The organism is Labilibaculum sp., assembly GCF_963664555.1.
Taxonomy (GTDB): Bacteria; Bacteroidota; Bacteroidia; order Bacteroidales; family Marinifilaceae; genus Labilibaculum.
This window is the reverse complement of sequence record NZ_OY761461.1, coordinates 1,573,952-1,599,896: the sequence shown is the minus strand read 5'-3', so window position 1 is coordinate 1,599,896 and position 25,945 is coordinate 1,573,952. Positions and strand designations below refer to the sequence as shown.

Here is a 25,945-nt window from a genome sequence, read left to right as displayed (position 1 = left end):
TTTTCACCTACAAAACTTTATATCCGATACTATTCTGCGAAAGGATATGCTCCAACAAATGGCAATTTAGGATTTACGGGACTTTGCAATAACTGATATACTTCTTCAGGTAATGATGTTGCTGCACCTTTCCCTTTAAAATCCGATAACAACTCATAATTGCCTAACAAAAGACTTTTAAATAATGGTCCGTTATAACGAGCTAAACCGATACTGCTTTTTGCATATTCCGGATGTTGCTTGTAAAAAGCTTCAGGATTACTATAATTTGCCTGACATTCGGCATTTTTAGTATCGCTCAGCCAAATATCAAGCTTAGCATCATTTTTACTCACATAAGCATTGTGATCTAAATATTTAAGGGCTGGCTCTTTTAGTTCTCCGCATAAAACATCGGGTTGCCAGATCAGCAAGAGTGGACCGTTGTATTTTTCATCTTTCACCATCAGATTATTCACAAACTCATGTCCGGTGCGTTCATCAACATCAGGTCCGGTGCTCGGATGCCAACCGAAATGATCTCCCTGAGCACTTCGCTCATTTCTTCCAAAACAAGCCAGACTATTAACAAACGTATTCTGATACACTTTTACATTATTGCTATTCAGAATCAGAATACCATGATCGCAATTCGTAAACACATTACCTGCACAAACGGCGCCCTTGGATATTTCAAAAAAGAATCCATTACGCGAAGGCCAAACACTATGTGGCTGAAAGTTATTGTTAGGGAATCCAACCCCCTCAACCCAATTGTTAATAAATCGACCATCAACATTACCAACATCATACCACACACCATTTGAATTTGGCAGATCAATTACAAGGTTATCATTAAACACAACCCGATTACTTTGATTAAATATTTTTACTGCTGCAGGAAAATAGCCAACCAGATTCTCAATATTATTACGTGTGAAAATATTCTTTTCGATTAAAGCATCATCGGAGCTAACCAAATATAAACCTTCAGTACTTGTATCGCTAATTTTACAATGCTTAAAGCTTATTTTATCGCCTATCAGATTCACACCAATTCGACCACAATAGCTCATGGTACAATTTTCTATAGTTGTACCAACAACATCATTACCATGTTCATAATCAACTGACAAACCTTCCGGATAATACCCCTCAACCTCGATAATCCGAAAAGGATATTGAGTAATTGTAATTCCTTTAATTACCGGTCCGATCCCATCAGATCCTTTGCCATGCACATCCTTTGTTGTTCGAACCAATCCGGTTGCAAAAGCAGTAATTTCCACCTCTTTATTTGTTGGATCGGTACCAATATAAACTTGTTGGGTTTCGTAATTAATAAAATATGTGTCTTCATTAACTTCTCCTTCCCAACCTACTGACTGCAGAAAACATCCATCAACAAAAACCAAGTCATCATTAAACCGATGTAAGGGAGTTATTTTTCCGTACACATCCTTTACCCACCAATCCTGAGGTTTGGATGGAAATAAATGTGACCATGAAGTACGCCACAACCCATTTTTTAATTTTTCCCATTCAGTTGCAACTAATGTCCCTTTTATTACAGCTTGTTCATCTTTATAGGGCTGCATTGTTATTCCCTGATTCAAGGTCAAATTGCCTGTACGGTAAATTCCGCCTCTCAAAACAATGGCATCACCCGTTTTCACCCTTTCAACAGCCGATTCAATATTGGTTGGCTCCGATAGCTTAAGTCCTTTTGCATCCTTACTCCCATCCGGAGACACATAATAGATGGTACCATCAACATTTGGTAAATCATAGCTTTTATGTATTGGACCATATGGTCCTCCCGAAGGCTGAGCCAATACTCTTTCTTGTTTTAAGAAAAAAAATAAAGATATAAATGATAAAAGAAGAATAAATTTATTTCCTGTAGTTTCCATAATCACTTTTATTTCTGAATTTTACTTGTACATTTTACACTCCGGAGGTCCCAAATAAGATGGTTTGAGTCCACCATTATCAATCATCAATTTTTGAAGCACAATTCCCGGATCAATCAACCAATATCTTACAATATGGGTTTCTGTATTATTCAGTTTGTGCTTTGACTTTCTTACTAATTTATTATCGGATACCGCTGTACACCACCATTCTGCGTAATTCCAATCCTTACCTATACAACCTTCATGCAGGTTAATAATCTGAGGTTCTTCATCATCTACAGATACCGCATATTTTAATCCGTCTTTATTCTTAAAATCCTGCGTTGGTGCCAAACACATAAAAAGAGTAATGGAATCATTTTTAGGTTTATTAAGCAATGTGAATGTATATTCCAAATGTGAATTGTCCTTACTAAACTCCTGATAACCTTTATTTACCGGCAATGATGTTACACCTCCTTTTGTGTTCCCCAAACCATTTATCACTTCCCAATCAAATCCCTGACTGGTACTGCTTGAATTAAAGTCTACAGCTTCAATGCTTACCACTCCGTTGTTCTCAATAAATCCTTGTAACTTCTTTTTATTCAGATCAATTTTATCTGCAATAACGCCTAGTTCAATCACCTGACCATTACCAGACACAAAAATTGTTCCTGCTGAATTGCCGACAGGAAGTTGATCCCAGTTAACAGAAACAAAATGCCGATCTTCCTCTTTTAGATTATTTTCTGTTTCACTGATTTTCAACCATTCAGGAGCTTCAATTTTATAATCTATTGCTCTTTTTCCAGTGTTGAAAAGCTCAAAATAAAATTCCTGCTGATTGATATTATCGAAATTTGAAAGATTCGCGGTAGAATCATGCTTTGTCCAAATTTTATCTTTCCCTTCAATCTTTATACAAAGTTGTCCTACTTCCGGTACTTTCAAATAGGTTATCTGAGGCATCGTATTACTGTCCGGCTGGTTCCAATAGGTATAACCAATATGCTGCTGTGCCATCATATGATTCCACTTACCATCAGCTAATTCAGTATGAAACTCAAGAGTAAGCAGTGAATCACGCTTAAAAAGTTCAACTACTTTATCAGCCATTAAGTTGGTTGCAGCTCTTTTTTCTTTAGCATATTGCTTATTTTTAGCCAAATACAAATACATTTCATTCAGATTGGCACAAATGCTTACTGGGAAATAAACCAATTGATAAAATGCATCCTTTTGATTCTTATCTATTATATCATATAGACTTTTAGCCTTTTGTGCTAAACGATTGTAATCCTCAACTACTTTTTCAAATTCCCGGTAATGAATCAAACTATAGGTATGATCGTCCAATAATTCAGGTGTGCGACGCCTGTTATATTTTGTATATAAATCCAGCAATTCAGCGATTTCTTCTGCATATTTTCCAGAGAATTGTTCTGATGCCCAATTCGTTGTATATTCTGATAATTCATTTACAGTAACCGACTCAGGATTCCATGCATAGTCGAAGAAAAATGAAATAGGTAACTCCATTGGTTTCAAGTCGCCAACATTCACAATCCAAATACGATCAACCCCGTGTTCATATGTTAATCTTAATTGTTCCCAAACCCGCGGTAATGAATTCGTATTGAGCCACTTGTAATTACGCGGACCTCCCACATAATCAAAATGATAATACATACCGTAACCTCCCGGACGTTCAGCAGCTTCTGGTTCCGGCAATACCCTAACATTTCCCCAGTTGTCATCACAAAACAATAGTGTAACATCATCAGGTACTTTCATACCTTTGTCGTAATATTCCTGAACTTCTTTGTATAAAGCCCAAACCTGCGGTGTTTCATTAGCTGGCTTCTGAGTTACCTCTTCTATAATTTTTCGTTGATTGGCAACAATATCTTCCAGTAGTTCGATGTTGGTTCCTTCTTCCATGGCTTCATCGCCATCTCCTCTCATAGCCAGAGTAACAACACTTTCCTTATTACCCATTCGTTCAATTCCCTCTTTCCAGAAAGCATCCAATTGGCTTTTGTTGCTCTTATAATTCCATGCTTTTCCACCGTATGGTTTCCATTCTGCATGCGCTCTCATCAATGGTTCATGATGTGATGTGCTCATTACAATTCCAAATTCATCTGCCAGCTGAGCATTTAAGGGATCGTCGCTATTAAAACTTGCCCACCACATAGCAGGCCACAAGAAGTTGCCTTTTAAGCGTAAAATCAATTCGAAAACATGCTCGTACATTTGATGATTGAATCCGCCGTAATTCTCAACTGCCCATCGTCCTAAAGCTGGTTCCTCATCGTTTAAAAAAATACCGCGATATTTAACTTTTGGCTCACCCAAATTATATCTGCCTGCTTTAATAAATACCTCGGAGTGCTTTTTTACAGGTACATCAGCCCAAAAATACCAAGGAGAAACTCCCATTTTACGGCTAATATCGAACATGCCGTAAATTGTGCCTCTTTTATCGCTCCCGGCAATCACTAAAGCTCTATCGACGTTTGGTAAAGGATTCTCAACTACTTCAATTAAACTATTATCCCATTTCCCCTTTACATCATTCACTTTCAACTTTCCTGATGCAATTAGATCCTCTATTATCTGACTTTTTCCAATTGTACCAATAATGATAATGGTACCTTGCGGCTTTTCGCCAATGTGTAAAGAATTGGTTACTCCTGTTACTTTTTCGATGTCTTTTTGAAATAATTCAGCGACTTTGATTACACCTGAATAGTCTTTATCGTCAATATATATGGGAGTGCCTTTTTGAGATTTTACTATCGGGAAATTGTTCTCATTTACTAAAAAAGACACAAATTTATTCTCACTTAATTCCTTACCTGTATCATTTTTACAAGAGATTATACTGAACAAGACAATCAACTCTAACACAATAAATCTTATCATATTGATTTTATTTGTTTTTATCATTAAACTGAAACACATTACCCCAGGCATCAGGGAATTAAATCCCTGTTAACAAACAGATGAAACGTCCATGTATAAAGCTTTCTACACACAGGGAGGTGATTATATGGTAAGTTCCATGGCCGTAAAATAAAAATTATAAACAGATGAAACTTTCGACAACTGACCCAATTGTTATAAAAAAAGTCAGCATCTGTAATTTCTAAAAAATTTCACTTATAAATCGGCCTTATTAATTTTGAAAAATTTAAATATTTAGAAATACGCAATCAATTGTCTCAATTCAAAAATATCGGATACTTCTGTAATATTACATTTCAATTCCGCAAATCTCTTTTAATTTTAAAACTGTCCGCAAGTTGAACCCACGGACAGTTTATTCTTACTAATTCTTACTAAATAAACGTATCAAACCTACTTTCTTTTCAAAAGGAATTGATGTCACCAACTCCAATTTACGAAAATGCAGTTTATCAATTATTAATATCCATTTTTACTCATAATATCCTGGATTCTGATAAGCTTCTTTTTCAGCCTCGCTCATTTCCATACCATCAAGCTGGCCTTGTGGAATAGGTCGAAGATAAAAATCAGGTGTTATATTCCGAGTTATGGTTTTAGGTGTGTGATCTGTAACTCCAGATCCGCAAATTTCATAACTGCCGGCGATTTCCGCCCATTTCTGTGTACGTACCAAATCGAACCAACGATACCCTTCACCAAAATATTCCCGTGAACGTTCAGCTAAAATATAGTTAATGTCTAAAGTAGTTGGAGTGGCAGCAATCATAGCAGCGCTGTTATCAACATCTTTAGCCACATTCCCATTATTATCAAAGCTCCACTTTCCTGCACGAGCACGGATAACTTTGATCAAATCTACAGCAGTTAACCCACCTTGAGTTGTTGCACCCTTTACGGCTGCTTCGGCTGCGATAAAATACAACTCCGAGAATTTATATATATTGAATGGACGAGTCGATGCAGCATTAGGTTGCCCCAAAGAAGTCCCATTGTCAGTACGATAAACACCAAGCTTCCAAAATCCCGGATACTTATATCTACTTATACCACTTGGATTCATAACAAAATCTGACCTTCCAGGTAATGTGCCGGCGCCAACATTACCACCTGTAGCTGCGTCAGTTCCCCAAACCAGAGCTGGATCGTCCTCGTTCAAGATTGTTAATACTGCATCACCAGGTACAATCGACATACCATTTGCATTAATTAAAGATGTTGCAGCGACTCCACCTTTTGGCCAGTTACCACGCCATACAGTAGTAAATGTTGCATCGTAACGCGAATCATTCGTTTTGTCGGCAAAGGTATTTTTAACAACACCGATAGTAGGAGCCATACGTGTCCATGGTCGACCCAAGTGTTGTTCTGCTTCTCGCTGAACAGAACTTACACCATCACTTCGAAGCACTGTATAATTCCAGGTCAACATCCAAACAGCAAAATTATCTGCACCACCGCCACCACCATAGGTAAGGCTGGATCCATTATAAAATTCGCTGTCCTCGGTATGATCAGCATATAACACACATTCTTTATTACGGTCATTTTTACCCACATTCAGATCATAAAATGTTGGCATTAAACCAAAAGGTCCTGGATCAGCAATCCCGTCTGTTGCCACATTATAAGCTTGTTGAAAATACCATGCAGCATCATGCCCGCTTGGGTCAATTCTATCACTTGCAGGATAAGTCGGAATATTGTTTGGGTTTTGCAACCACCATCCATAAGTCAAATAGGCTTTAGACAAACATATACGAGCAGCGGTTTTAGTCGCAGCTCCAGTTACCCGACCTGTTGCCGGCAAATCTTCAATGGCAGTTAACAAGTCAGGGAAAATAGCTTTGGTATAAACTTCAGGAACTGTGTTTCGCACAGAAGTTCTTGAGGCACTGGTGTTAAACTTTAGCTCTCCAGCACCTAAATCCAATGGAACTCCACCAAAAGTTTGTACCAATAAAAAATAATCAAATGCACGGAAGAACCTAGCCTCAGCAATAATTTCATCTGAAATACCAATAATCTCAGCATTCTCTATAATACCACTTGCAGTGTTTATATTAGAAAACGCGTTTCCCCATAAAACATTAGTATTGGCACCTGTTGCAGTAATCGACCCTACACCTGACATATCCATATCCTTAAAGTTACCATCAGCGCTTTGCGCATATGTAACTTCATCGGTTCCTGTCAGGCAAGAATTAAAATAGTATGCATTACCATAAATGTACCGCAGGTGTGCATACTGAGAGGTTATTCCTCCCAAAACACCTTTCTCGGTTTTAAAGTATTCAGGCGTATACTTACTACGTGGCTGTTCCTCTAATACATCGGTACACGCTATAAAGAACATGGTCATCAACATTGTTCCTATAAGAGGTTTTTTATAATTAAATTTCATAATTTTTAAATTTTTAAAATGTTAATTCGATGCCGATCACGTATTTACGAACTGAAGGAGTGTTATATCCCTGAGTAAGTATACGTTTCATGTTATCAGAATAGGCAACTGCCGCATTTTCGTTTCCGTAAGAGTTGGTTTCCGGATCTAAACCGGTTTCTCTAGTATAAGGCGAGAACAACACAAATGGATTCTGTACAGTAGCATAAAGTCTTAATTTATCAAAACCAGCAGCCTCAATAATTTTTTGGCTGAAATTGTAACCAAGAGATAGAGAACGTATTTTTACATAAGATGCATCAAAATAACCTAATGTACTGCCGTATTTAGGATTATCACCTGACTGACTACCTCCGGGAAGAGGATATTTGGCGCCAGTATTATCAGGCGTCCAATAATCAACATCTACATTACCCCTACGTCCGGTTAACATGTTAAGGTAACCTCCTGACGAGTATAATGTACTGATGAGAGTCCCGCCATGTTGAAAAGCTCCAACCAAACTAAAATCAAACCCTTTATACGCAACGCGAGTATTAAAACCACCCTGAAAATCAGGTTCAAGGTCCATTACCTGTAAATCTTCTGGTCCAATTTTTCTTGTAGGTATACCATTTTCATCGTAATCACCATAATACTGAACCTTTATCATACCTACATTTCCTCCAGGTTCATATGATTGAAGGTTTGCATCACCTTCCTGCCAAATTCCTATTCTTTTATAATCATAAACAACATTTATTGGATGTCCAACAAACCACCAGTTTCCTTCATCTCTAGTCTGTCCCGAAGCAAGAGAGGTTAATTTATTTTTATTGGAATAAAAATTAACACCAACATCCCATGTCCAACCGTTTACATCATCCAGAATCACACCGTTAAGAGAAAGCTCCAATCCTTTATTTTCTGTGGTCCCAATATTTTGAGTTACACTTGAAACTCCTGATGTAGGAGGTAAACCAACACCTAACAGAACATCTTCCGTTTTCGTAATATAGTACTCGATAGCACCACTCAATCGGTGATTCAAAAGCGCAAAATCCAAGCCATAATTCCAGGTTTTAGAAAATTCCCATCCTAAATCATTGTTAGGCAATTCTGTTACATAAGTTCCAGTAGAATAGGTAGTCCCATTATTATAGGGTCTGGTACTTAAAACACCTAGTGTAGCATATGGTTTTACAGATTGATTTGAAGTTTGTCCAAAACCAACCCGAAGTTTTAATGAATTTACTGCGGTGATATCAGACATAAAGGATTCGTTTGCGATATTCCAACCTACTGACAAAGCTGGGTATGTATGCCACTTATGTCCTTCTGCCAACCTTGAAGAAGCATCGGAACGTATTGTAGCACTAATCATATATCGATTATCATAGGAGTACATTGCACGTCCCATATAAGACATCAATCCACTTTTTTCATAATTCTGATACTCCGGATTAACAGTAATTTCTCCTGCAGCACGGCCCAGATTATAAAATTGAAAAGCATCTGCTGGAATATCCTTAGCAGAAACATTAGAGCTATTATACAACGTTTCCTCCACAGAATACAAACCTACAACATTAATAGAATGTTTACCGAACCTACGGTCGTAGGTTAAAAGATTTTGAACTACCCAATTAGTATTTCGCGAGTTACTGATTCCGGCTGTAGAAACAGTGGTTGCATTAGAACTGCCTATACCCTCTCCGGTATAATTTCCATCGTTGGTCGTGCGTAAATTACCGGCAAGACTAATTCTATACTTTAAGCCTTCTACACCAGGTATTTTTACTTCAGCAAACAAGGTGTTATAAGAAGCAAATGCCTTTTTCTCATCAATGTATCTATCGCCTAAAGCATTTACAATATCTTTTGTCTGATTCCAGCTTTCATCTAATGGCATCTTTATGGTTCTTTTCCAATTACCATCAGCATCATAAGGGTCCGCGATGGGAGACATACTTAAAACACCATACATACCCATTCCATTTTCACTCTTGGTATAATTATTATTTGTGCTAAAACCTATACGGAAATAACTACCTATTTCCTGATCAATAGAACCATGCAAAGTTAATCGGCTAAAATCCGTTCCTGGAGTTACAGCTTCTTCTTTGTAGAATCCAGTACTAAAGCTATAGCTTCCTTTTTCAGTACCACCTGTAAGCGCAATGTTATGATTGGTTACATTAGCGTTTCGATACCACAGATCCTGCCAATTTGTATTTACATCATCGGCTTCATCCACTCCATTTGTATACTTATTGGCTAATTTACGTAATTCAACAAATTTGGATCCCTCCATCATTGGGTAGTCAGAAAAAACAGTATTTATACCTTGATAACCATTATAGGTAACCTGAGCGCTTTTTCCTTTTTTCCCTGTTTTAGTGGTTACCATTATAACACCATTTGCACCACGCGAACCATAAATAGCTGTTGCAGAAGCATCCTTAAGAATATCAATAGTCTTAATATCAGTAGGGTTGATATCGCTGATAGATCCCGAAAATGGCATTCCATCAAGTACCACCAAGGGGTCGTTATTGGCTGTTAGCGATCGTGACCCGCGAATACGAATCTGCATTAGTGCACCGGGTTTACTTGAGGTTTGCTGCATATTCACACCCGCTATACGTCCCTGTAAAGCTTGCGAAATATTTGCAGATGGCACTTCCCGCATCACTTCACCCTTAATATTAGCAACGGAACCCGTTACAGCTTCTTTACGTTGGGTACCATAACCAACAACTACTACTTCATTAAGGCCCACAACGTCCTCTTTTAAAGTAACATTAATTGTCGTTTGATTATTAACACTCACAATCTCAGCTAAAAATCCAATGAACTGAAATTTCAACTGTGAATCTCCTGGCGCTTCCAAAGAATAGTTGCCATCTATATCCGTAATGGTTCCTTGGGTAGTTCCTACTATAGAAATGCTAACTCCTGGCAAGGGGACTCCCTTAACATCTTTAACTGTTCCTTGAAGCGATAAGCTTTGCGCCATTGCTCCAAAATGTACTGTTAGAAAGAGAAATAGCATAATAGCAATCACTTTCCTCTGTTGATAACACTTTTTCATAAATTTAGAAATTGATTAATAAAACAATTTAGTAGTTAGTAATCATTAATTATGGTGAGTCATTGAAAATTTAAGCTTCTTAAGATCTTCCAATTTATTTTTAGGCTGATCCAGTTTCGAAGGAATTGCTTTGTGGGAAAAAGTTTGAAAATAAAGTAGACACGCATCCCTCCACCATATAGCTTCTTTCAATTGTATTGCCAATTTATTTTGTACATCATTAAATCTATTTTTATCCACTTTTGATTGAAGGGAATTCCAGACATATTGAAAATACTCTACCTGTTCAACACCTGCATTGTATCTGAAACACAATTCAGTCCATAAATCTCTCCCATTATTTAATTCATAATCCCATGGTAAATGGTGAAACCATAACAAAAGTTCTTCCGGACAAAGTGCTGGATCATTATAAACTGATAGCAATGGTTCCGCATACTGACTTACAGCATTACTTCCACTTGATGATCGGTTAAATCCAATACCGATACTATCTGCCTTATGGTAATAAGTAGGCAGCCAATCTGGTCTTGCACCGGAAATCTCACACCAAGGCTCTGGACCGTGATGATGGTTCCATCCCATTAAATGATGTAATCCTAATGGTGTCATATAATTTACTGCCACTTCTCTGGATTCCATCATTACACATGACATTTGATTCAGAAAATCCGGATCGTGTGAAAAGGTTTGCATTAACCACTCCATTGCAATTTTCCTGGCAGATAATTGATGATTCCAGGCCAAACGACCAAAAGCATACCAATTGGCCTGAGCAAAATGATGTCCGCACCAATTACTGTCTAAACCAATATTCGCAACACCTGCAATGGCTTTTATCGAATCGTTGTAAATAGATCCGTCAGTAAGCCTTGATATTGTAGAGTTTCTTCCTTTTGCGTAAGTGTCTGAGTTTAAAAACTCCTTAAACAATGTTCCCAAATAAACCAAGTGGTCCGAAAAACCCAAATATTCTTGTGTAATCTGCAATTCCGGCATCAGGGTAGTGTGCTGCATTGTACCAAACAAAGGACTGAGTGGCTCTCGGGGCTGAAAGTCAACAGGGCCGTTTTTCACTTGAAGTATTACATTTTTGCGAAATTTCCCATCCAGAGGTTTAAATTCATCATAAGCTTGTTTAGCGCGATCGTTTCCGTTGGAATTGTAAACAAAGGCTCTCCACATTACAATCCCTCCATGTGGTTTTAAAGCGTCGGCAAGCATATTGGCACCATCAGCATGTGTTCTTCCAAAATCCTGAGGACCAGGCAGTCCTTCAGAGTTTGCTTTCACTAAAAAACCGCCAAAATCAGGAATTAATGAATAGATCTCATTGGCCTTCTCCTTCCACCAATTCTGTACTTCTTCTTTTAAAGGATCAGAATTCTCTAATCCGCCTAATGCACTTGGAGAGGAAAAATTAATAGACAAGTAAACTTTTATTCCGTATGGGCGAAAAGTATTTGCTAACACTTTTACTTTTTCCAGATATTCCGGTTTCAAAATATCAGGTTTCGCATTAACGTTATTCAATACAGTTCCATTAATACCTATTGATGCATTTGCCTTAGCATATTCCGCATATCGCGGACTGATCTTTTCCGGAAGCTCTTCCCATTGCCAAAGAGAATGACCTGCATAACCTCTTTCAACAGTTCCATCCAGATTATCCCAATGATTAAGAATTCTCCGTTGGTAGGAAGGTATTTCAACTATGTCAAAATTACTTTTTGCTATGTTATTCGTTTGCAGGAATCTTAAATAATGATACGTGCCATATAATGCTCCTAAATCTGTATTTGCAATAATTATGGTATTATTACCGGCAACTGTTCTTATGATATAACCATCATTTCCTAATGCAATTAATTCTTCATTCTTAAAGTAAACTGATAAATCTTTTTGATTGGATGTGCCAACACATAAAACATTTGAATTCAATTCGCTTATCTGCTTCACCTCCTTATTATACAATTTATCAAAACCATTTTTGAGTTCTTTATTAATGATAGCGAAGGTTGGAGATATTTGCGGCATATATATAAATGAAGGGCAAGCAAATTGTCCTTCATTGTTTGTTTCTGAATGTGTAAACCATAATGCAGAACCATCCAATTTATTTTGACTTGAAGCCCAATTTCCCAAAGTCATAAAACACAAAAAGATGATTAAGAAATATTTAGTAAGCATACTGACTGTTTTTTGGTTTATTAAGAATTAAATTCTGGTACTCTTTTATTTATTAATTTTCACTTTTTCAACTCAAGCTTTAATTAAGGCATAATAATACCATTCTTTATTTCAGGTGATAATTTCCATAGTATAAAGGTATGTATTGCATCTTTGCGACTAAAACACACTGGTTACAAACTATTTCCTATTAGTTACTGCCTATTACACATTTGTTACATTAACTTTCCTATTGGTTACATTGCTGCATTATCAGTAAATTACAGATGAAAAATTTCACGCACTTTAGTATTTTTTAATATTTTTAGACACTCTTAATGAAAACTGATAATATTATGCGTTTTAAAATATACTTTACCCTTCTTCTTATCCTGCTTTCAAACTTTATTTTTTCACAAAAAAAAAAATTATTTGACTATAATGAAGGATTGTCAAATAGTCTTATAAATCAGGTTTATCAGGATCATTTGGGTTTCTTATGGGTAGCTACTGAAGATGGATTAAATCAATTTGACGGAATAAAATTCAAGTCTCATACCAATAACATTAATCTCAGCAACACATTAAAAAATAATTTTGTAACTGCAGTAACCGAAGATCACAAGGGAAATTTATGGGTTGCACAAATTAATGGATTGCAAATATACAAACATGAAACTGAATCTTTTCAAGAAATAGAATTGGCTCTGTCGCATCAAAAAGATCATCTGTTTATATCTTCCATTATAACATCCTCAAATGGTGATGTTTGGTTAACAACAACGGGGCATGGATTAATTCGAATAGATAAAAACACCCAAAAACCAGATTATTGCGAAAAACTAAACGAACAATTAGGCAAGCATGATCTGGTAGATATTTTTGAAGACAAAGAAGGAATATTATGGATCGCTTCCAATCAAAGTTTAAATTCGTTTGATCCCGCAACTAAAAAAATTAAGAATTTTACTTTATCCAAACACAATCAAACATTCTTCTCAAACAAAGAAATATCATGCATCTGCGAAGGAGATCAGAACATTATTTATATCGGATTTTTAAACGGCGGATTAGCTCAAATAAATAAACAAACCGAAATTGTTAATCAAATAAACTCTGCAAATCAAAATGAAAATAATTTGCCGGTAAAAGAGATTCTTTTTGATTCAAAAAATCGTTTATGGGTTGGCACGGATGGTTTTGGCCTAAAGCTGTTAAACAAAGAATCAAATCAATTGGAAAACTACACCACCGTAAATGCCTCTTTCGACTTTTTAAAGAGTAAAATTCATTCTATTATCGAAGATAATGAGGGTAATATTTGGCTTGGTATTTTTCAAAAAGGCATTTATTTACTGCCTGTATCACAAGAAACATTTAAGACCTACGGATACAAAGCCTTTGATCAGAATAGTATCGGATCAAACTGTATAACAGCAATCGATGGAAATGAAAAAGAACTTTGGATTGCAACCGATGGAGATGGCCTGTACTATTTGGATCGATTAACTAAAAAAGTAAAACACATCCCGTTAAAAAATGAAAGCGGAAATTTCGTTGGAGAAAATATTTTAACCTTATACAATGATTCAAATGACTATCTATGGCTGGGCAGATACATAAATGGCCTTATCAGATATGATAAGAAAAATCGAACCTTTAAAACCTTTACATCTAAAAAGAATAACGCCTCGGGCAAAGCCTACAATAAAATCACATCAATTACAAAAAACAATCATGACCAATTGATTATAGGAACCTTAGGCGATGGAATATGCAGATTCGATACTCAAAAAGAACTATACTACGATGGACTCGATATTCCAGACTCATTAAATGAAAAAATCCCAAAATGGATACTTTGTGTTTATATCGATAAAGACCAAAATTTATGGATTGGAACCTATGTAGGACTCTTTCATGTAAACTTAAAAAGGAAATCATTAACTCAGTATTCGAAAGAAAATGGACTTCTAAAAAATAATACTGTAGACTGCATTCTTGCTGACAGCAAAAATAACATATGGATAGGCACCTACGAAGGCTTGGCGAAAATAAACACCAGCAATTCAACATCGGTATTTTATGATGTCAGCGATGGTTTGTGCAACAACGTGATATGCTCATTAATTAAAGATGAATACAACCAATTATGGATTGGCACACACAACGGTTTATCGCGGTTCAACCCTGAAGATGAAACTTTTACCAATTATTATTCTCATGACGGAATTCAGGCAAATGAATTTTCGAGAAACGCAGCTTTTAAGTCAGACAAACAGGAGCTGTTTTTCGGTGGCATAAATGGAATAACTCAAATCAGCAAAGACTATGCAACTATCAGCAGGGAAGTGAGAGATGTTATTCTGACTGAATTTTTAAGTTTCGATAAACCAGTGAAAATTGGTGACAAATCGGGTGAGCACGTAATATTAGATAAATCGATAGTGCTTGAAGATACGATTAGACTGCGCGAACAGGATAATGTATTTTCGATTGGATTTACTTCAACCGATTTTGCGAATCAAACAGCTGTTTCTTACGAATATATAATGGAAGGCTTTGATTTGAGCTGGAACGTAACAAACTCAACCAACAAAAGGGCTACCTACACCAATTTAAATCATGGAACCTATACTTTTTCGGTACGCGCCGTTGATAAAGAGAACCTCTCAACGCCAAGAAAACTTACCATTATCATCTATCCTCCCTGGTATAAAATGCTTTGGGCAAAAATTTTATGGACACTATTGATCGGCACGTTTTTCTATGGAATATTTCTGCTATACATGGAGAAAGTGAAACGCCTGCACGCCGAAAAGGTGAATGAAATGAAAATGCAGTTTTTCATCAATATATCACACGAAATTAAAACTCCCTTATCGCTAATATTAGATCCACTAGAAAAATTAATCAAACAAAATTTTGATGAGAAAAACTCAAGGCTGTTCTTTATAATGCAGCAAAACACCAATAGAATATACCGTTTGGTTAGTCAAATGATGGATGTGAGACGAATTGACAAAGGACAGATTCTTATAAAATTTCAACAAACAAACATCTACAGCTTTATTAAGGAGATAGCTCAATCTTTCGAACTGTTAGCCAACGATAAGAACATATCCTTCAGTATAACTACCAGCGATCCGGATATTGAGGTATGGATAGATCCTCTGAATTTTGAAAAGGTTATTTTCAACCTATTATCAAATGCCTTTAAATTTACACTTTCGGGAGGTGAGATTGAATTAAGTATCGCTAAAGAAATCATTGAAAAAGGAAATCATCAGCATGAACAGGTAAAAATTTCTGTAAGCGATACAGGTGTTGGAATTAAGGAAAGTGAAATTGAGCGAATTTTTGATCGCTTTTACCAAGTTTATTCGCCGGATACAAAACACTCAACAGGTACAGGCATCGGCTTGCATCTTTCCCGCTCTTTAGTCAGTTTACACAAAGGTAAACTTTTGGCGGAAAACCGTAACGACAGAACAGGAAGCCGATTCATCATTGCCCTTCCTCTCGGAAATGAGCATCTCTCCCCAAAAGATCTTATAACAGAAACAACAGCTCTTCCTGTGGCTGCAAATAAGTATACTCCGCAGGTATCCAAAGAAAACATCCAAATTCCCATTGATAAAAACGTAAAACGCAAAACCAATTACAAGGTAATGATTGTTGATGATGAAGTTGACATCAGAAACTATCTGTACAATGAATTATCTACTTATTATAAAGTAGTGGCGTGCGAAAATGGGAGAAAAGCTCATGAGATTTTATTGGATGAAAAACCAGATCTTATCCTTAGTGATATTATGATGCCGGAAATGGATGGAATCACTTTGTGTAAAAGAGTTAAAGCAAATATTTTAACGAACCATATTCCTGTTATTTTGCTTACTGCACTTTCTAAGGAAGAAAACGAAATAGAAGGCATTGAAACGGGTGCCGACATGTATTTGGTAAAACCTTTCAAAAGTGAATTTATCCTTAAGATGATTTCTAATATTTTAGAAAACCGGAAAAAAATATATAGCAAGTTACAGCCTAAGGCAGAACATGAAATAGAGAATATTGAAATAAAATCGCACGACGAAATATTGATGCAAAAAGTAATGGACATTATTAAAGATAACATCTCTAACAGTGAGTTAAATGTTGAGATGCTGGCCGATGGTGTTGGAATAAGCAGAGTACATATGCATCGAAAATTAAAAGAACTAACCAATCAATCGGCTCGTGATTTTATCAAAAACATTCGGATGAAACAGGCAGCCTATCTGCTTACAACAAGTAAAATTAACATCGGAGAAATCGGTTATGCGATTGGGTATTCCAATTTATCACATTTTTCAAAATCTTTTAAAGCTTATTATGGTGTGTCACCTAAAGAATATTCATCAAAGCAACACGAGAGTTGAAAAATCTTAATTCATTTTAATAAAATAAAAAAGATGAACCGTTGGGTTCATCTTTTTTGCTTTATAATACTGATTCAAATTAACTTAAAAATTTCTTTCTCAAATCTTCAACCTGCTCATCATTAATAGGAACCATTTTTCCTAACGGAGCACCGATCACTAGAGATTTAGCACTAAACTCAGCCACCTCAAGTCTGTCAAATGCCTGCATCATTGAAGCCCCGGTGACCAAAAATGAGTTGTTTGCAACCAAAACAGCAGGAACTGTATCGCAAATCATTTCGGGAATTGTAGTATTCCCTTGAAATTGTGTTTCAATTGGTAAATAAGGTACATCCTGTAAGAAAATCCAGCTTTCAGGAATTGTTCTTACATCAAATTTAACGCCTGTTGTACCGTAAGCCATTAAATAGGGAGACTGAGTAATAATGATTGTATTCACATTTGGATTTTGCTCATAAATCATCTGATGCAACTTGGTTGAACGGCTTGGTGTTTTGCCTTCCTCCGGTTTACCATCTTTAATCTGAACAATATCCTCAGTTTTAAGATCCCATCGGGCTGTTCCTGTTGGAGTAATCAAAAAATCGTTTCCTTCGGCACGCATCGAGATTGTTCCAAAAGAACTGATCATTAAATTTTGACGACAAGCACGGTGAACAAATTCAACAATCTCCGATCGAAGCGCTTTTTCGATGGTTGTATTTACCACATTGGTATTGCAGTCTTTAACTTCGGGCATTTGAGCTTCGTAGGCTTTAATTTGCTCATCGGTTAAGTAAGTTGGATTCCCAATTCCTTTGGCGTTAATGATGGTTTGACAGCAAAACTCCAAAGTTTCAAAACGAGTATAAGCATCCAGCATATCTGTACCACCCAAAACAGTACCGTGATTTTCCATGATTACGGCCATGTAATCGCTGCCAATAAATTGTTTCGCAATTACTGCTCCCAAAGCCTCACTGCCTGGCAACTCATATTCTGCATAACCTATTTTTCCGCATACTTTTTTAGCCTGAGGAATAATATTGGTATTTGGTACTTCGCGAACAATACTGAAAGAAACCAATGCCGGCGGATGCGCGTGAATTACTGCTTTTATTTCAGGACGAGCATCATATATTGCTTTGTGAAAAGGATATTCCGACGAAGGTTTGTGCTTGCCAACAATCGTTCCGTCTTTTTTCACACAAATAATATCATCTTCGGTCAATTTGCCTTTATCAATAGCCGATGGGGTTACCCACATGTCGCCATTTTCATCCATGATAGAGATATTCCCTCCTGATGTGGTGGTCATTCCATCTCTGTAAATTTTACCAATAACTTGTGTTAACTGAGTTTTTGGATGTAATAAATTCGGATTAAAATTTTTCATCATTCTATAAGTTAGTATCAAGACACAAGTATCGAGACACAAGATTTAAATAATTTCTTTTTAGTATGCTGCTTCGTAAATCTTAATGGTCTCTTCCAAGGAAACTTCTCTTGGGTTACCTCCAGTACAAACATCGGCCATTGCATTTTTCGCCATCGCTTTAAAGTCCTTCGGATCAACATTCAATTCTTTTAATCCTGCAGGAATACCAACATCTTTCGACAATTTTTTAATAGCATCAATAGCAGCTTTCTTCTTTTCATCTACCGACATGCCTGTTGTATCAGCACCCAAAGCTTCTGCTACCTTACCCAATTTTTCGCCACACACCTCGGCATTAAATTCTTCTACATATGGCAAAAGAATTGCATTACAAACACCATGAGGTAAATCGTACATTCCGCCCAGCTGGTGAGCCATAGAGTGTACATAGCCTAATCCACAATTTGAAAATGCCTGTCCGGCAATGAACTGTCCCCAAGCCATTTTAGTTCTTGCTTCGATGTTCTGTCCATCTTTTACTGCATCTCTTAAACTACTGCCGATTAGCTCTATCGACTTTAGTGCAAGCGTATCCGACCATTCAAAAGCACCCGCAGTTACGTAAGCTTCAATGGCGTGAGTTAAGGCATCCATTCCTGTTGCGGCTGTTAAAGAGGCAGGTTTATTCAACATTAACATACTATCGTTAACTGCAATATCCACCAAACAGTTTTTATCAACCATCACCATTTTTACTTTACGCTTTTCGTCGGTGATCACATAGTTGATCGTAATTTCACTTGCAGTACCAGCAGTTGTATTGATTGCGATTATTGGTAAAGATTTCTTTTTTGAAACATGAATTCCTTCATAATCTTCAATAGAACCACCATTGGTTGCTAAAATACCAACAGCTTTACCACAATCCTGAGGAGAACCACCGCCCAAGGTTATGATACAATCACATTTATTTTCTGTTAAAATAGCTAAACCTTCCTTTACGTTTTCGGTATTTGGATTTTGCTTTACACTACTATAAGTCACATAATCCAGGCCAGCTCCTTTTAGTACATCTTCCACTTTTTCTGCCACACCAATCTTCACCAAAATCTCATCTGTTACAAATAAAGCTTTTGTAAAACCTCTGGCGGCCAGTTCATCTTTTAATTCCAGTAAAGCATTTGGACCTACCAAACTTAAAGGTGGCAGGTAAATTCGTCTGCAAGTATTCATTTTTGTTTATTTTGAGATTGTTATGTTTTATTTTGACTCTAATTCAATTTTATTGGTCGTAAAACCCTCTAAATTTCCGGCAATTACCAGGGCCGCTCCAAGCGCACTTGCATTATCAATTTCAGAAGTGCGAACTTTTTTGTCCGTAAAATAATCAGTAAGAAGACTTACAAATATTCTATTTCGCGAAAAACCTCCTGATACGTAAATCGTTTTTGTTGTATCCCTTTTCGGAATAACAAGTTCTATAGAACGAACACACAAACGGGTTAATTCCATTACCAAGCGAGTGTATGCCTCATCATAATCTGCGAAAACAGATAAATCCACTTTTTCGAGTCCTTCACTGAATTTTTCAATTCCTTCGGGGAAAAACAATAAAGCTTTGCCGAATTTTAGATTGATGGAATTTACTGCATCTTCGCAATAATCGATATTTTGAAAATACTTATCACTTGCATTAAAATGATGATTGAGCCTGGCAATGCATGCTTCATGAAAATGCCCCATAAATAACCGGGATGACTTCACCTGTTGCTTTTCAGGAGTCAGAAAACACAAACAATCGTTCTTCAATTGTTCGCTTGTTAAAGGCTCATCGTTAAATGGATTCATGCTAATGCACCACGTTCCGGTGGAAACAAGAATAAAATCTTCTTTTGAATTGTGAAGATAAGGAACCAATGATGCGGAGCTATCGTGAATACCAACTCCTGTTTTAATTTCTTTCCCTTTAATCAAAGCAGGATAAACCTGATCGTTATTAACAGGTTTTGGCAATTTTAAGCCTTCCTTTTTTAGCCATGGGTGATATTGCATTTTATCAAAATCCCATAGAAAAGTGTGACAGCCAATAGAGGTTGGTTCGGAAGTGATCTGCCCTGTTAAAACCAAAGAAAGATATTGCGGAAAATGAAGTATATTCTCCACCTTTTCCCAAACATCTTGTTTTTCTTTTTTTAACCAAAGCACCTGAATTCCAGAATTTAAAAGCAATCCCAAAGCCGGGCTGGCCGTTTGACGGCAAAACTCATCCATTCCGCGGTATTCTTGAAATAAGGATTCCTGAATTTCAGGATTTACTTGCTTTAGGTAGTTGTAAATTGGCGTTACTAATTTACCTTCTTTGTTTAAAAAGGCAAGAGATGCACCATAGGTTGAGAAATTAATGGCCTGAATATCGAACTTTCCTTCCTCAACAAGAACACTCAAAGTATTCACCATCCAATTTTGAATCAATTGAATATCATCGCATTCAAAACCATCATCGTCAACTGTCGTCGAAAATTTCTCTTCGTATTGATAAACCAAATTAAACACCCGATCGAATAGAAGTATTTTTTTATTGGTTTTGCCAATATCAAAAACTGCGATTACTTTAGTATCCATCTATTGTAATTTTGATTCAATAAAAAAGCGAACCAGATGATGAAACAAATGTGTTTCATCATCCAGCTCCTTCTACTTATCTTTTAGATAAAACTTCTTTTTCGTAAGCTTGTATTTCTGCGATATAATCCTCGCTAACAGGTACTCCTTCTTGTAAACAGTAGTAATCCCAAACAGCACCAAATGGCTTTGTTTTCAACTCCTCAAAAAGTGCTAAACGTTCAAAATTCTGCCCGTTTTCTTCATATTTCACTAATGTAGAAGTAGGCTCCAACATAGCAATTATAAACGCTTTTTGTGCTGCACGTGTACCTACTACATAAGCACCAATACGATTGATAGAGGCGTCAAAAAAGTCAAGACCTACATTTACGCGACCGATAAAGTCGTTACGTACTATTTCAGAAGCAATCAACTGTACTTCTTCGTTTAGTGTTACCACGTGATCAGAATCCCAGCGAACAGGACGTGTCACGTGAAGTAATACTTCGTCTACAAACTGAAGGCACGAAGAAATCTTATCGCCTACAACCTCTGTTGGATGGAAGTGACCATTATCCAAACAAATCATTTTGTTGTTCTTGATAGCATATCCCAGGTAATAATCGTGTGAACCTACAGTCATAGACTCAGCACCTATACCAAATACTTTACTCTCAACAGCATCCTTCATGTATTCTTTTGGAAATTCTGCTGCGAAACCTTCATCAAGAGATTTAGTCAACTGTGAACGCATTCCGTTACGATCGACCGGGGTATCTTTAGAGCCATCAGGAATCCAGGTATTCAATACACAAGGGCTTTCCAGCTGTTTACCAACTTCAGCTGCAATTTCACGTGTACGCTTAAGGTGTTCTACCCAGAATTTACGTATTTCTTCATCTTTAGAAGATAAAGTAAATCCACTATCAGCCTTAGGGTGAGAGAAGAATGAACCATTAAAGTCCATACCAATACCTTGCTTTTTACACCAATCTATCCATCCTTGGAAATGCTTTACTTCAATAGCATCACGATCAGCAGCTCCACCAGAGAAGTCACCGTATAAAGCATGTACGTTTACGCGTTGCTTACCTGGCAGCAATGACATTACCTTTTCCAGATCAGCCATAATTTCAGTTACATTACGTGCTTTTCCAGGATAATTACCTGTAGCCTGAATACCTCCGGAAAGTTGACCGTCAGGATTCTCAGTACCCGATACATCATCAGTTTGCCAGCAGTGAAGACTGATTTTAATTTCATTGATTTTATTCAATACAGCTTCAGTATCAACACCTAAAGCAGCATACTGCTCCTTGGCCAACTCATAGGCCTTTTTAATCATTTCTTTATTTGCCATAACACGTATATATTCTAAATAAAATACTTCTTCTAATTCAACAGAAACAGGTGAATTATCTGAATTAATATTCTCTAAAACTTAAAAAAATGTCATTTACATTGCATTCCCCAAACCAACAATCACCACGGAAACAATAATAACGGCTATACCAATAGTTATCGTCCATTTGGTTTTAGGGGCTACTCCTTTCCATTCATTTCGGTAGATTCCCCACATATTCGCGGTTAGAATGATGGTGGACATATGAAGAATCCAGGAACTTGCACCATTCCCAAGTTTACTCTCGCCCATTCCGTAAAAGAAAAACTGAAGAAACCATGTGGTTCCGGCCAGTGCAGAAAACAAGATGTTATTCCGGATAGGTGTCGATTTATTTCCAAAATCTTTATATGACTTATTTTTTAAGCTTAAAATGGTAGTCCATATTAAATTGGTTGTTAAACCACCCCAAAGAATCACTACAAATGATACATTGTTTTGAAACAAGTGACTTGAACCTTCAAATAAATAATCGGGTAATAAGGCTGCCGATTCGGCCATGGTTTTGCCTGCTTCAATTCCAAAATTAAAGAATGAACTAAGGATACCAGATAAAATAGCAATCACTAAACCTTTCACCAAACTAAACTCTGCAACACTCTTTTTTTGATCCTCCTCGCTTAACTCACCTTCTTTCAACATTCCTGCATAACCACACAAGGCAATACCAATAAGACAAACTACTACTCCAACTAACACTAATTGTCCCCCTGAAGAGGCCAACATATCGGTAAAAGAAACTTTCCCTGCTGTTGGATTAATATTGTAATATATGGAAGGAACGATTGCGCCAAAAGCTGAACAAAACCCAAGAACTACCGAATTCCCTAATGACATGCCTAAATAACGAACACCTAAACCATAAGTAAGGCCGCCAATGCCCCAACAAAGGCCTAATGTAAATGTAAGAGCAAAAATCTGGGATGAACTGGCTAAAATAATATCAAAAAAGCCTGGGATCGTTAAATATGCTGCTATTGGTGGTACTATTAACCATGAGAATAAACCGCCAACAATCCAAAAGCTCTCCCATGCCCAGCCTTTTACTTTGTTAAAAGGCATGTAAAAACTACCTGATGCTACTCCACCTAATGAATGATAAATAATTCCTAATAACGCGTGCATATTTTCGGATTTAGTTTGATTTAATTGGTATTTTTGTTTTTGTTATATTCTGATAATATGAAACACAAATGTATATTGACACCTACATAATTTCAATACACAAACTGGCGTTTCATTTGCACTTTTTGGACCAATAATGGAAGATTTTTTCAAATATATTTCTGCAAGTGAAGAAGACAAGGATTGGGGGCTCTATTTAAATGTGGCCGGAAAATCAAAAGTACCCTCAGGAATCAGCTATCCCTCTGCAGAACATCCCAGTGGATATCACTTTTCATGGGCCAAAGGGCGCACTCTAAATGAATATCAGATTAACTACATTACAAAAGGAACAGGGATACTTGAAAATAAACGAGGAAAATTCGCAGTTAAGCCTGGTTCATTGTTAATTATCCGAAAAGGGGAATGGCATCGCTACAGACCTACCAAAAGTGAAGGATGGATTGAACATTACATTGGTTTTGACGGCATATTTGCCAACCATTTTTTACAGGAAAATCAAATTCTGCAAGGACAATCGGTTATCCATTGCGGTGTGCGTGAAGATTTTATTGATAATTACTACAAAATTTTCGAGCTGGTTCGAAACGAAGATCCGGGAAATCAGCACATTGCAGCCGGACTAGTGATTAAGTTATTAGGCTGTATAGTCGCTTGGGAAAAACAAAAAAACTTCTCTGGAAAACCTATTGAAAAGCTGATTCAGGAAGCTCGTTTTTACATGCGGGAACATATTGAACAAGAGGTCGATCTTCAAAAACTTGCCGAAGAGAATTGTATTGGCTACTCCTACTTCCGAAAAATGTTCAAAAAATACACGGGTATCTCTCCTCATCAATATCATTTGGATTTAAAAATCATGAGATCCAAAGAATTGATTCTAACAACGAATAAATCGATGAAAGAAATCAGTTACGAACTAGGCTTTCAATCTATTCATTATTTTAGCCGGATATTTAAGAAAAAAGTAGGACAAAATCCATCTGAACTGCGTGGAACCGTTACTAAATAGTTGAAAACAAAAAAGAGACGATCTATTTAAGACGTCTCTTTTCCTTTACTTAGATATACTAAAAGCTAAATCCATTGAGTATAGCAACTTAGTTTTTAATCCTTACATCTTTATTATTGCTAAGTTTTAACTTATTTTCCTTTACTCCCCGCACTTTAAAATCAGAAAACTTCCAGTTTCTTGCAAAGGATATATTCCCGGCATTATCTCCTTCGAAGCTAACATTCTTAAACTGAAAATTATCAATGGTACTTTCCTCTATTCCGGTTACCTTGATGCACGTTTGAGCATTAATGGCATGAATATTTTCAAAAAATACATTTTTGAATTTAGGCATGCCCTTTTCAGGTGGTACTACCCCTAATAATTTTTTCCAATGAATCGGTAACTCCTCATAATTATAACCTTCAGGCAATTTTGAATTGCTATAGGATGGATTCCAATTTAAGTTCACAACAAATGGATCTCTTACCCCATCCATTTGGATGTTATACATGTAAATATTTTCGATTGTACCTCCTCTTTGCGAAGTACTTTTAAATCGCAAACCATATTTAGTTCCTAAGCCTTTCATGTTGTATATCAGTACATTTCTGATACTTCCTGAAGTTTCGCTTCCACAAGTAAACAAACCATCGCCACGGCCGGCAATACAATCACGAATCACAATATATTCACACGGACGATTTACTTTTAAACCATCAGAATCCCGTCCTGCTTTTAAGCAAAAATTATCGTCGTTACAATTTACGTAACAATTCTGCACCAGAATTCTGCTTGATGAATCAATATCGACGCCATCGGTACTAGGTCCTTTTCCTTCAATGTTATTATTGATCGTCATGCCTTGAACGGTTACGTATTCCGAATACAAAATATGAACAGACCAGAAACCAGCTTGATACAATACAAAATCTTTCAGCGTTACATCTTTTGAATTCTCAATAATGATACCTCTTGGTCTTTTGCAATCGTAATCAACAACCCAACGCAAACCTTTCGGGTTATACTCGTCCCGCATGCTGTGATATTTGTCCCAAAATACTTTTCCTTTGCCATGAACAACACCATCACCAGTAATAGCCACATTATGCTGATCAATAATATTAATTAATCCTGCCGGCCAATCCATTTCAATACCCGCAACTCTTGTTGGAATTTCTTTATAGTCTTTAAGATCCTGACTTCCTGAAATCTGCACTCCTTTAGGAATTTCGAGAATTACGTTTGATTTTAAAAATATCGATCCTGTTAGGTAGATACCTGTTTTAAATCGAACAACACCACCTCCCAATTCAGCACATTTATCGATGCATGCCTGTATGGATTTGGTACACAATGTTACTCCATCTCCAACGGCTCCAAAATCAGAAGGATCGTAGATTACTCCTCTTGAAACTGGTTGCGTTCTAGCCCCTACATCAGTAATCCAATCGCACTTCGAAAGATCTAGCTCAAAATCCTGCCCCATACTTGAAATAGATATCATCAGGAATATTCCGATTAAACTAATTTGTTTCCAACTCAT

At 36.7% G+C, this 25,945-nt stretch carries 13 protein-coding genes; 2 read left to right on the top strand and 11 right to left on the bottom strand.

Translation table 11 applies throughout. The annotated features are described in order from the left end of the window. Positions 1-29 precede the first annotated feature (29 nt). From ACKU4N_RS06345 to ACKU4N_RS06325, 5 genes are all read right to left on the bottom strand, one after another. A complete protein-coding gene (locus tag ACKU4N_RS06345) occupies positions 30-1,892 on the bottom strand; it encodes a right-handed parallel beta-helix repeat-containing protein (protein WP_321321709.1) in 1,863 nt (620 codons plus the stop codon). 21 nt (positions 1,893-1,913) lie between these two features. Next, on the bottom strand, positions 1,914-4,805 hold the full coding sequence (locus ACKU4N_RS06340) for a glycosyl hydrolase 115 family protein (protein WP_321321707.1): 2,892 nt from the start codon (positions 4,803-4,805) through the stop codon (positions 1,914-1,916). Positions 4,806-5,319: 514 nt separating this feature from the next. Next, the gene (locus ACKU4N_RS06335) at positions 5,320-7,251 is read right to left on the bottom strand and encodes a RagB/SusD family nutrient uptake outer membrane protein (RefSeq protein WP_321321706.1); all 1,932 of its coding nucleotides are present in this window, start codon (positions 7,249-7,251) and stop codon (positions 5,320-5,322) included. A gap of 13 nt (positions 7,252-7,264) precedes the next feature. Further along, complete coding sequence (locus ACKU4N_RS06330) at positions 7,265-10,324, bottom strand: SusC/RagA family TonB-linked outer membrane protein (protein ID WP_321321704.1); 3,060 nt, start codon at positions 10,322-10,324, stop codon at positions 7,265-7,267. A 45-nt stretch (positions 10,325-10,369) separates the two neighbouring features. Continuing rightward, positions 10,370-12,514 carry an alpha-glucuronidase family glycosyl hydrolase gene (locus tag ACKU4N_RS06325; protein WP_321321702.1) on the bottom strand — a complete coding sequence of 715 codons (2,145 nt, stop codon included), beginning with the start codon at positions 12,512-12,514 and terminating at the stop codon, positions 10,370-10,372. Positions 12,515-12,831: 317 nt separating this feature from the next. Between ACKU4N_RS06325 and ACKU4N_RS06320 the strand changes: the two genes are divergently transcribed. Further along, positions 12,832-16,914, top strand: coding sequence for a hybrid sensor histidine kinase/response regulator transcription factor (locus ACKU4N_RS06320; protein WP_321321699.1), 4,083 nt, complete (start codon positions 12,832-12,834; stop codon positions 16,912-16,914). Between the two features lie 79 nt (positions 16,915-16,993). Here the strand turns inward: ACKU4N_RS06320 and ACKU4N_RS06315 are convergent, their stop codons facing one another. From ACKU4N_RS06315 to rhaT, 5 genes are all read right to left on the bottom strand, one after another. Further along, positions 16,994-18,295 carry a class II aldolase/adducin family protein gene (locus tag ACKU4N_RS06315; protein WP_321321697.1) on the bottom strand — a complete coding sequence of 434 codons (1,302 nt, stop codon included), beginning with the start codon at positions 18,293-18,295 and terminating at the stop codon, positions 16,994-16,996. Positions 18,296-18,352: 57 nt separating this feature from the next. Then, entirely contained in the window at positions 18,353-19,507 is a 1,155-nt protein-coding gene (locus ACKU4N_RS06310) for an iron-containing alcohol dehydrogenase (RefSeq protein ID WP_321321694.1), read from the bottom strand. 27 nt (positions 19,508-19,534) lie between these two features. Next, positions 19,535-20,896: an FGGY-family carbohydrate kinase gene (locus tag ACKU4N_RS06305; protein WP_321321692.1), complete on the bottom strand. Its 1,362-nt coding sequence runs from the start codon at positions 20,894-20,896 to the stop codon at positions 19,535-19,537. Positions 20,897-20,972: 76 nt separating this feature from the next. Beyond that, positions 20,973-22,238 (bottom strand): L-rhamnose isomerase, encoded by a 1,266-nt coding sequence (locus ACKU4N_RS06300; RefSeq protein WP_321321690.1) that lies wholly within the window; start codon positions 22,236-22,238, stop codon positions 20,973-20,975. Between the two features lie 96 nt (positions 22,239-22,334). Further along, positions 22,335-23,405, bottom strand: coding sequence for an L-rhamnose/proton symporter RhaT (gene rhaT, locus ACKU4N_RS06295; protein ID WP_321321688.1), 1,071 nt, complete (start codon positions 23,403-23,405; stop codon positions 22,335-22,337). Between the two features lie 136 nt (positions 23,406-23,541). Between rhaT and ACKU4N_RS06290 the strand changes: the two genes are divergently transcribed. Further along, a complete protein-coding gene (locus ACKU4N_RS06290) occupies positions 23,542-24,417 on the top strand; it encodes an AraC family transcriptional regulator (RefSeq protein WP_321321686.1) in 876 nt (291 codons plus the stop codon). Between the two features lie 88 nt (positions 24,418-24,505). On the opposite strand, the gene ACKU4N_RS06285 is transcribed toward ACKU4N_RS06290, so the two are convergent. Further along, a complete protein-coding gene (locus tag ACKU4N_RS06285; RefSeq protein ID WP_321321684.1) occupies positions 24,506-25,945 on the bottom strand; it encodes a glycoside hydrolase family 28 protein in 1,440 nt (479 codons plus the stop codon).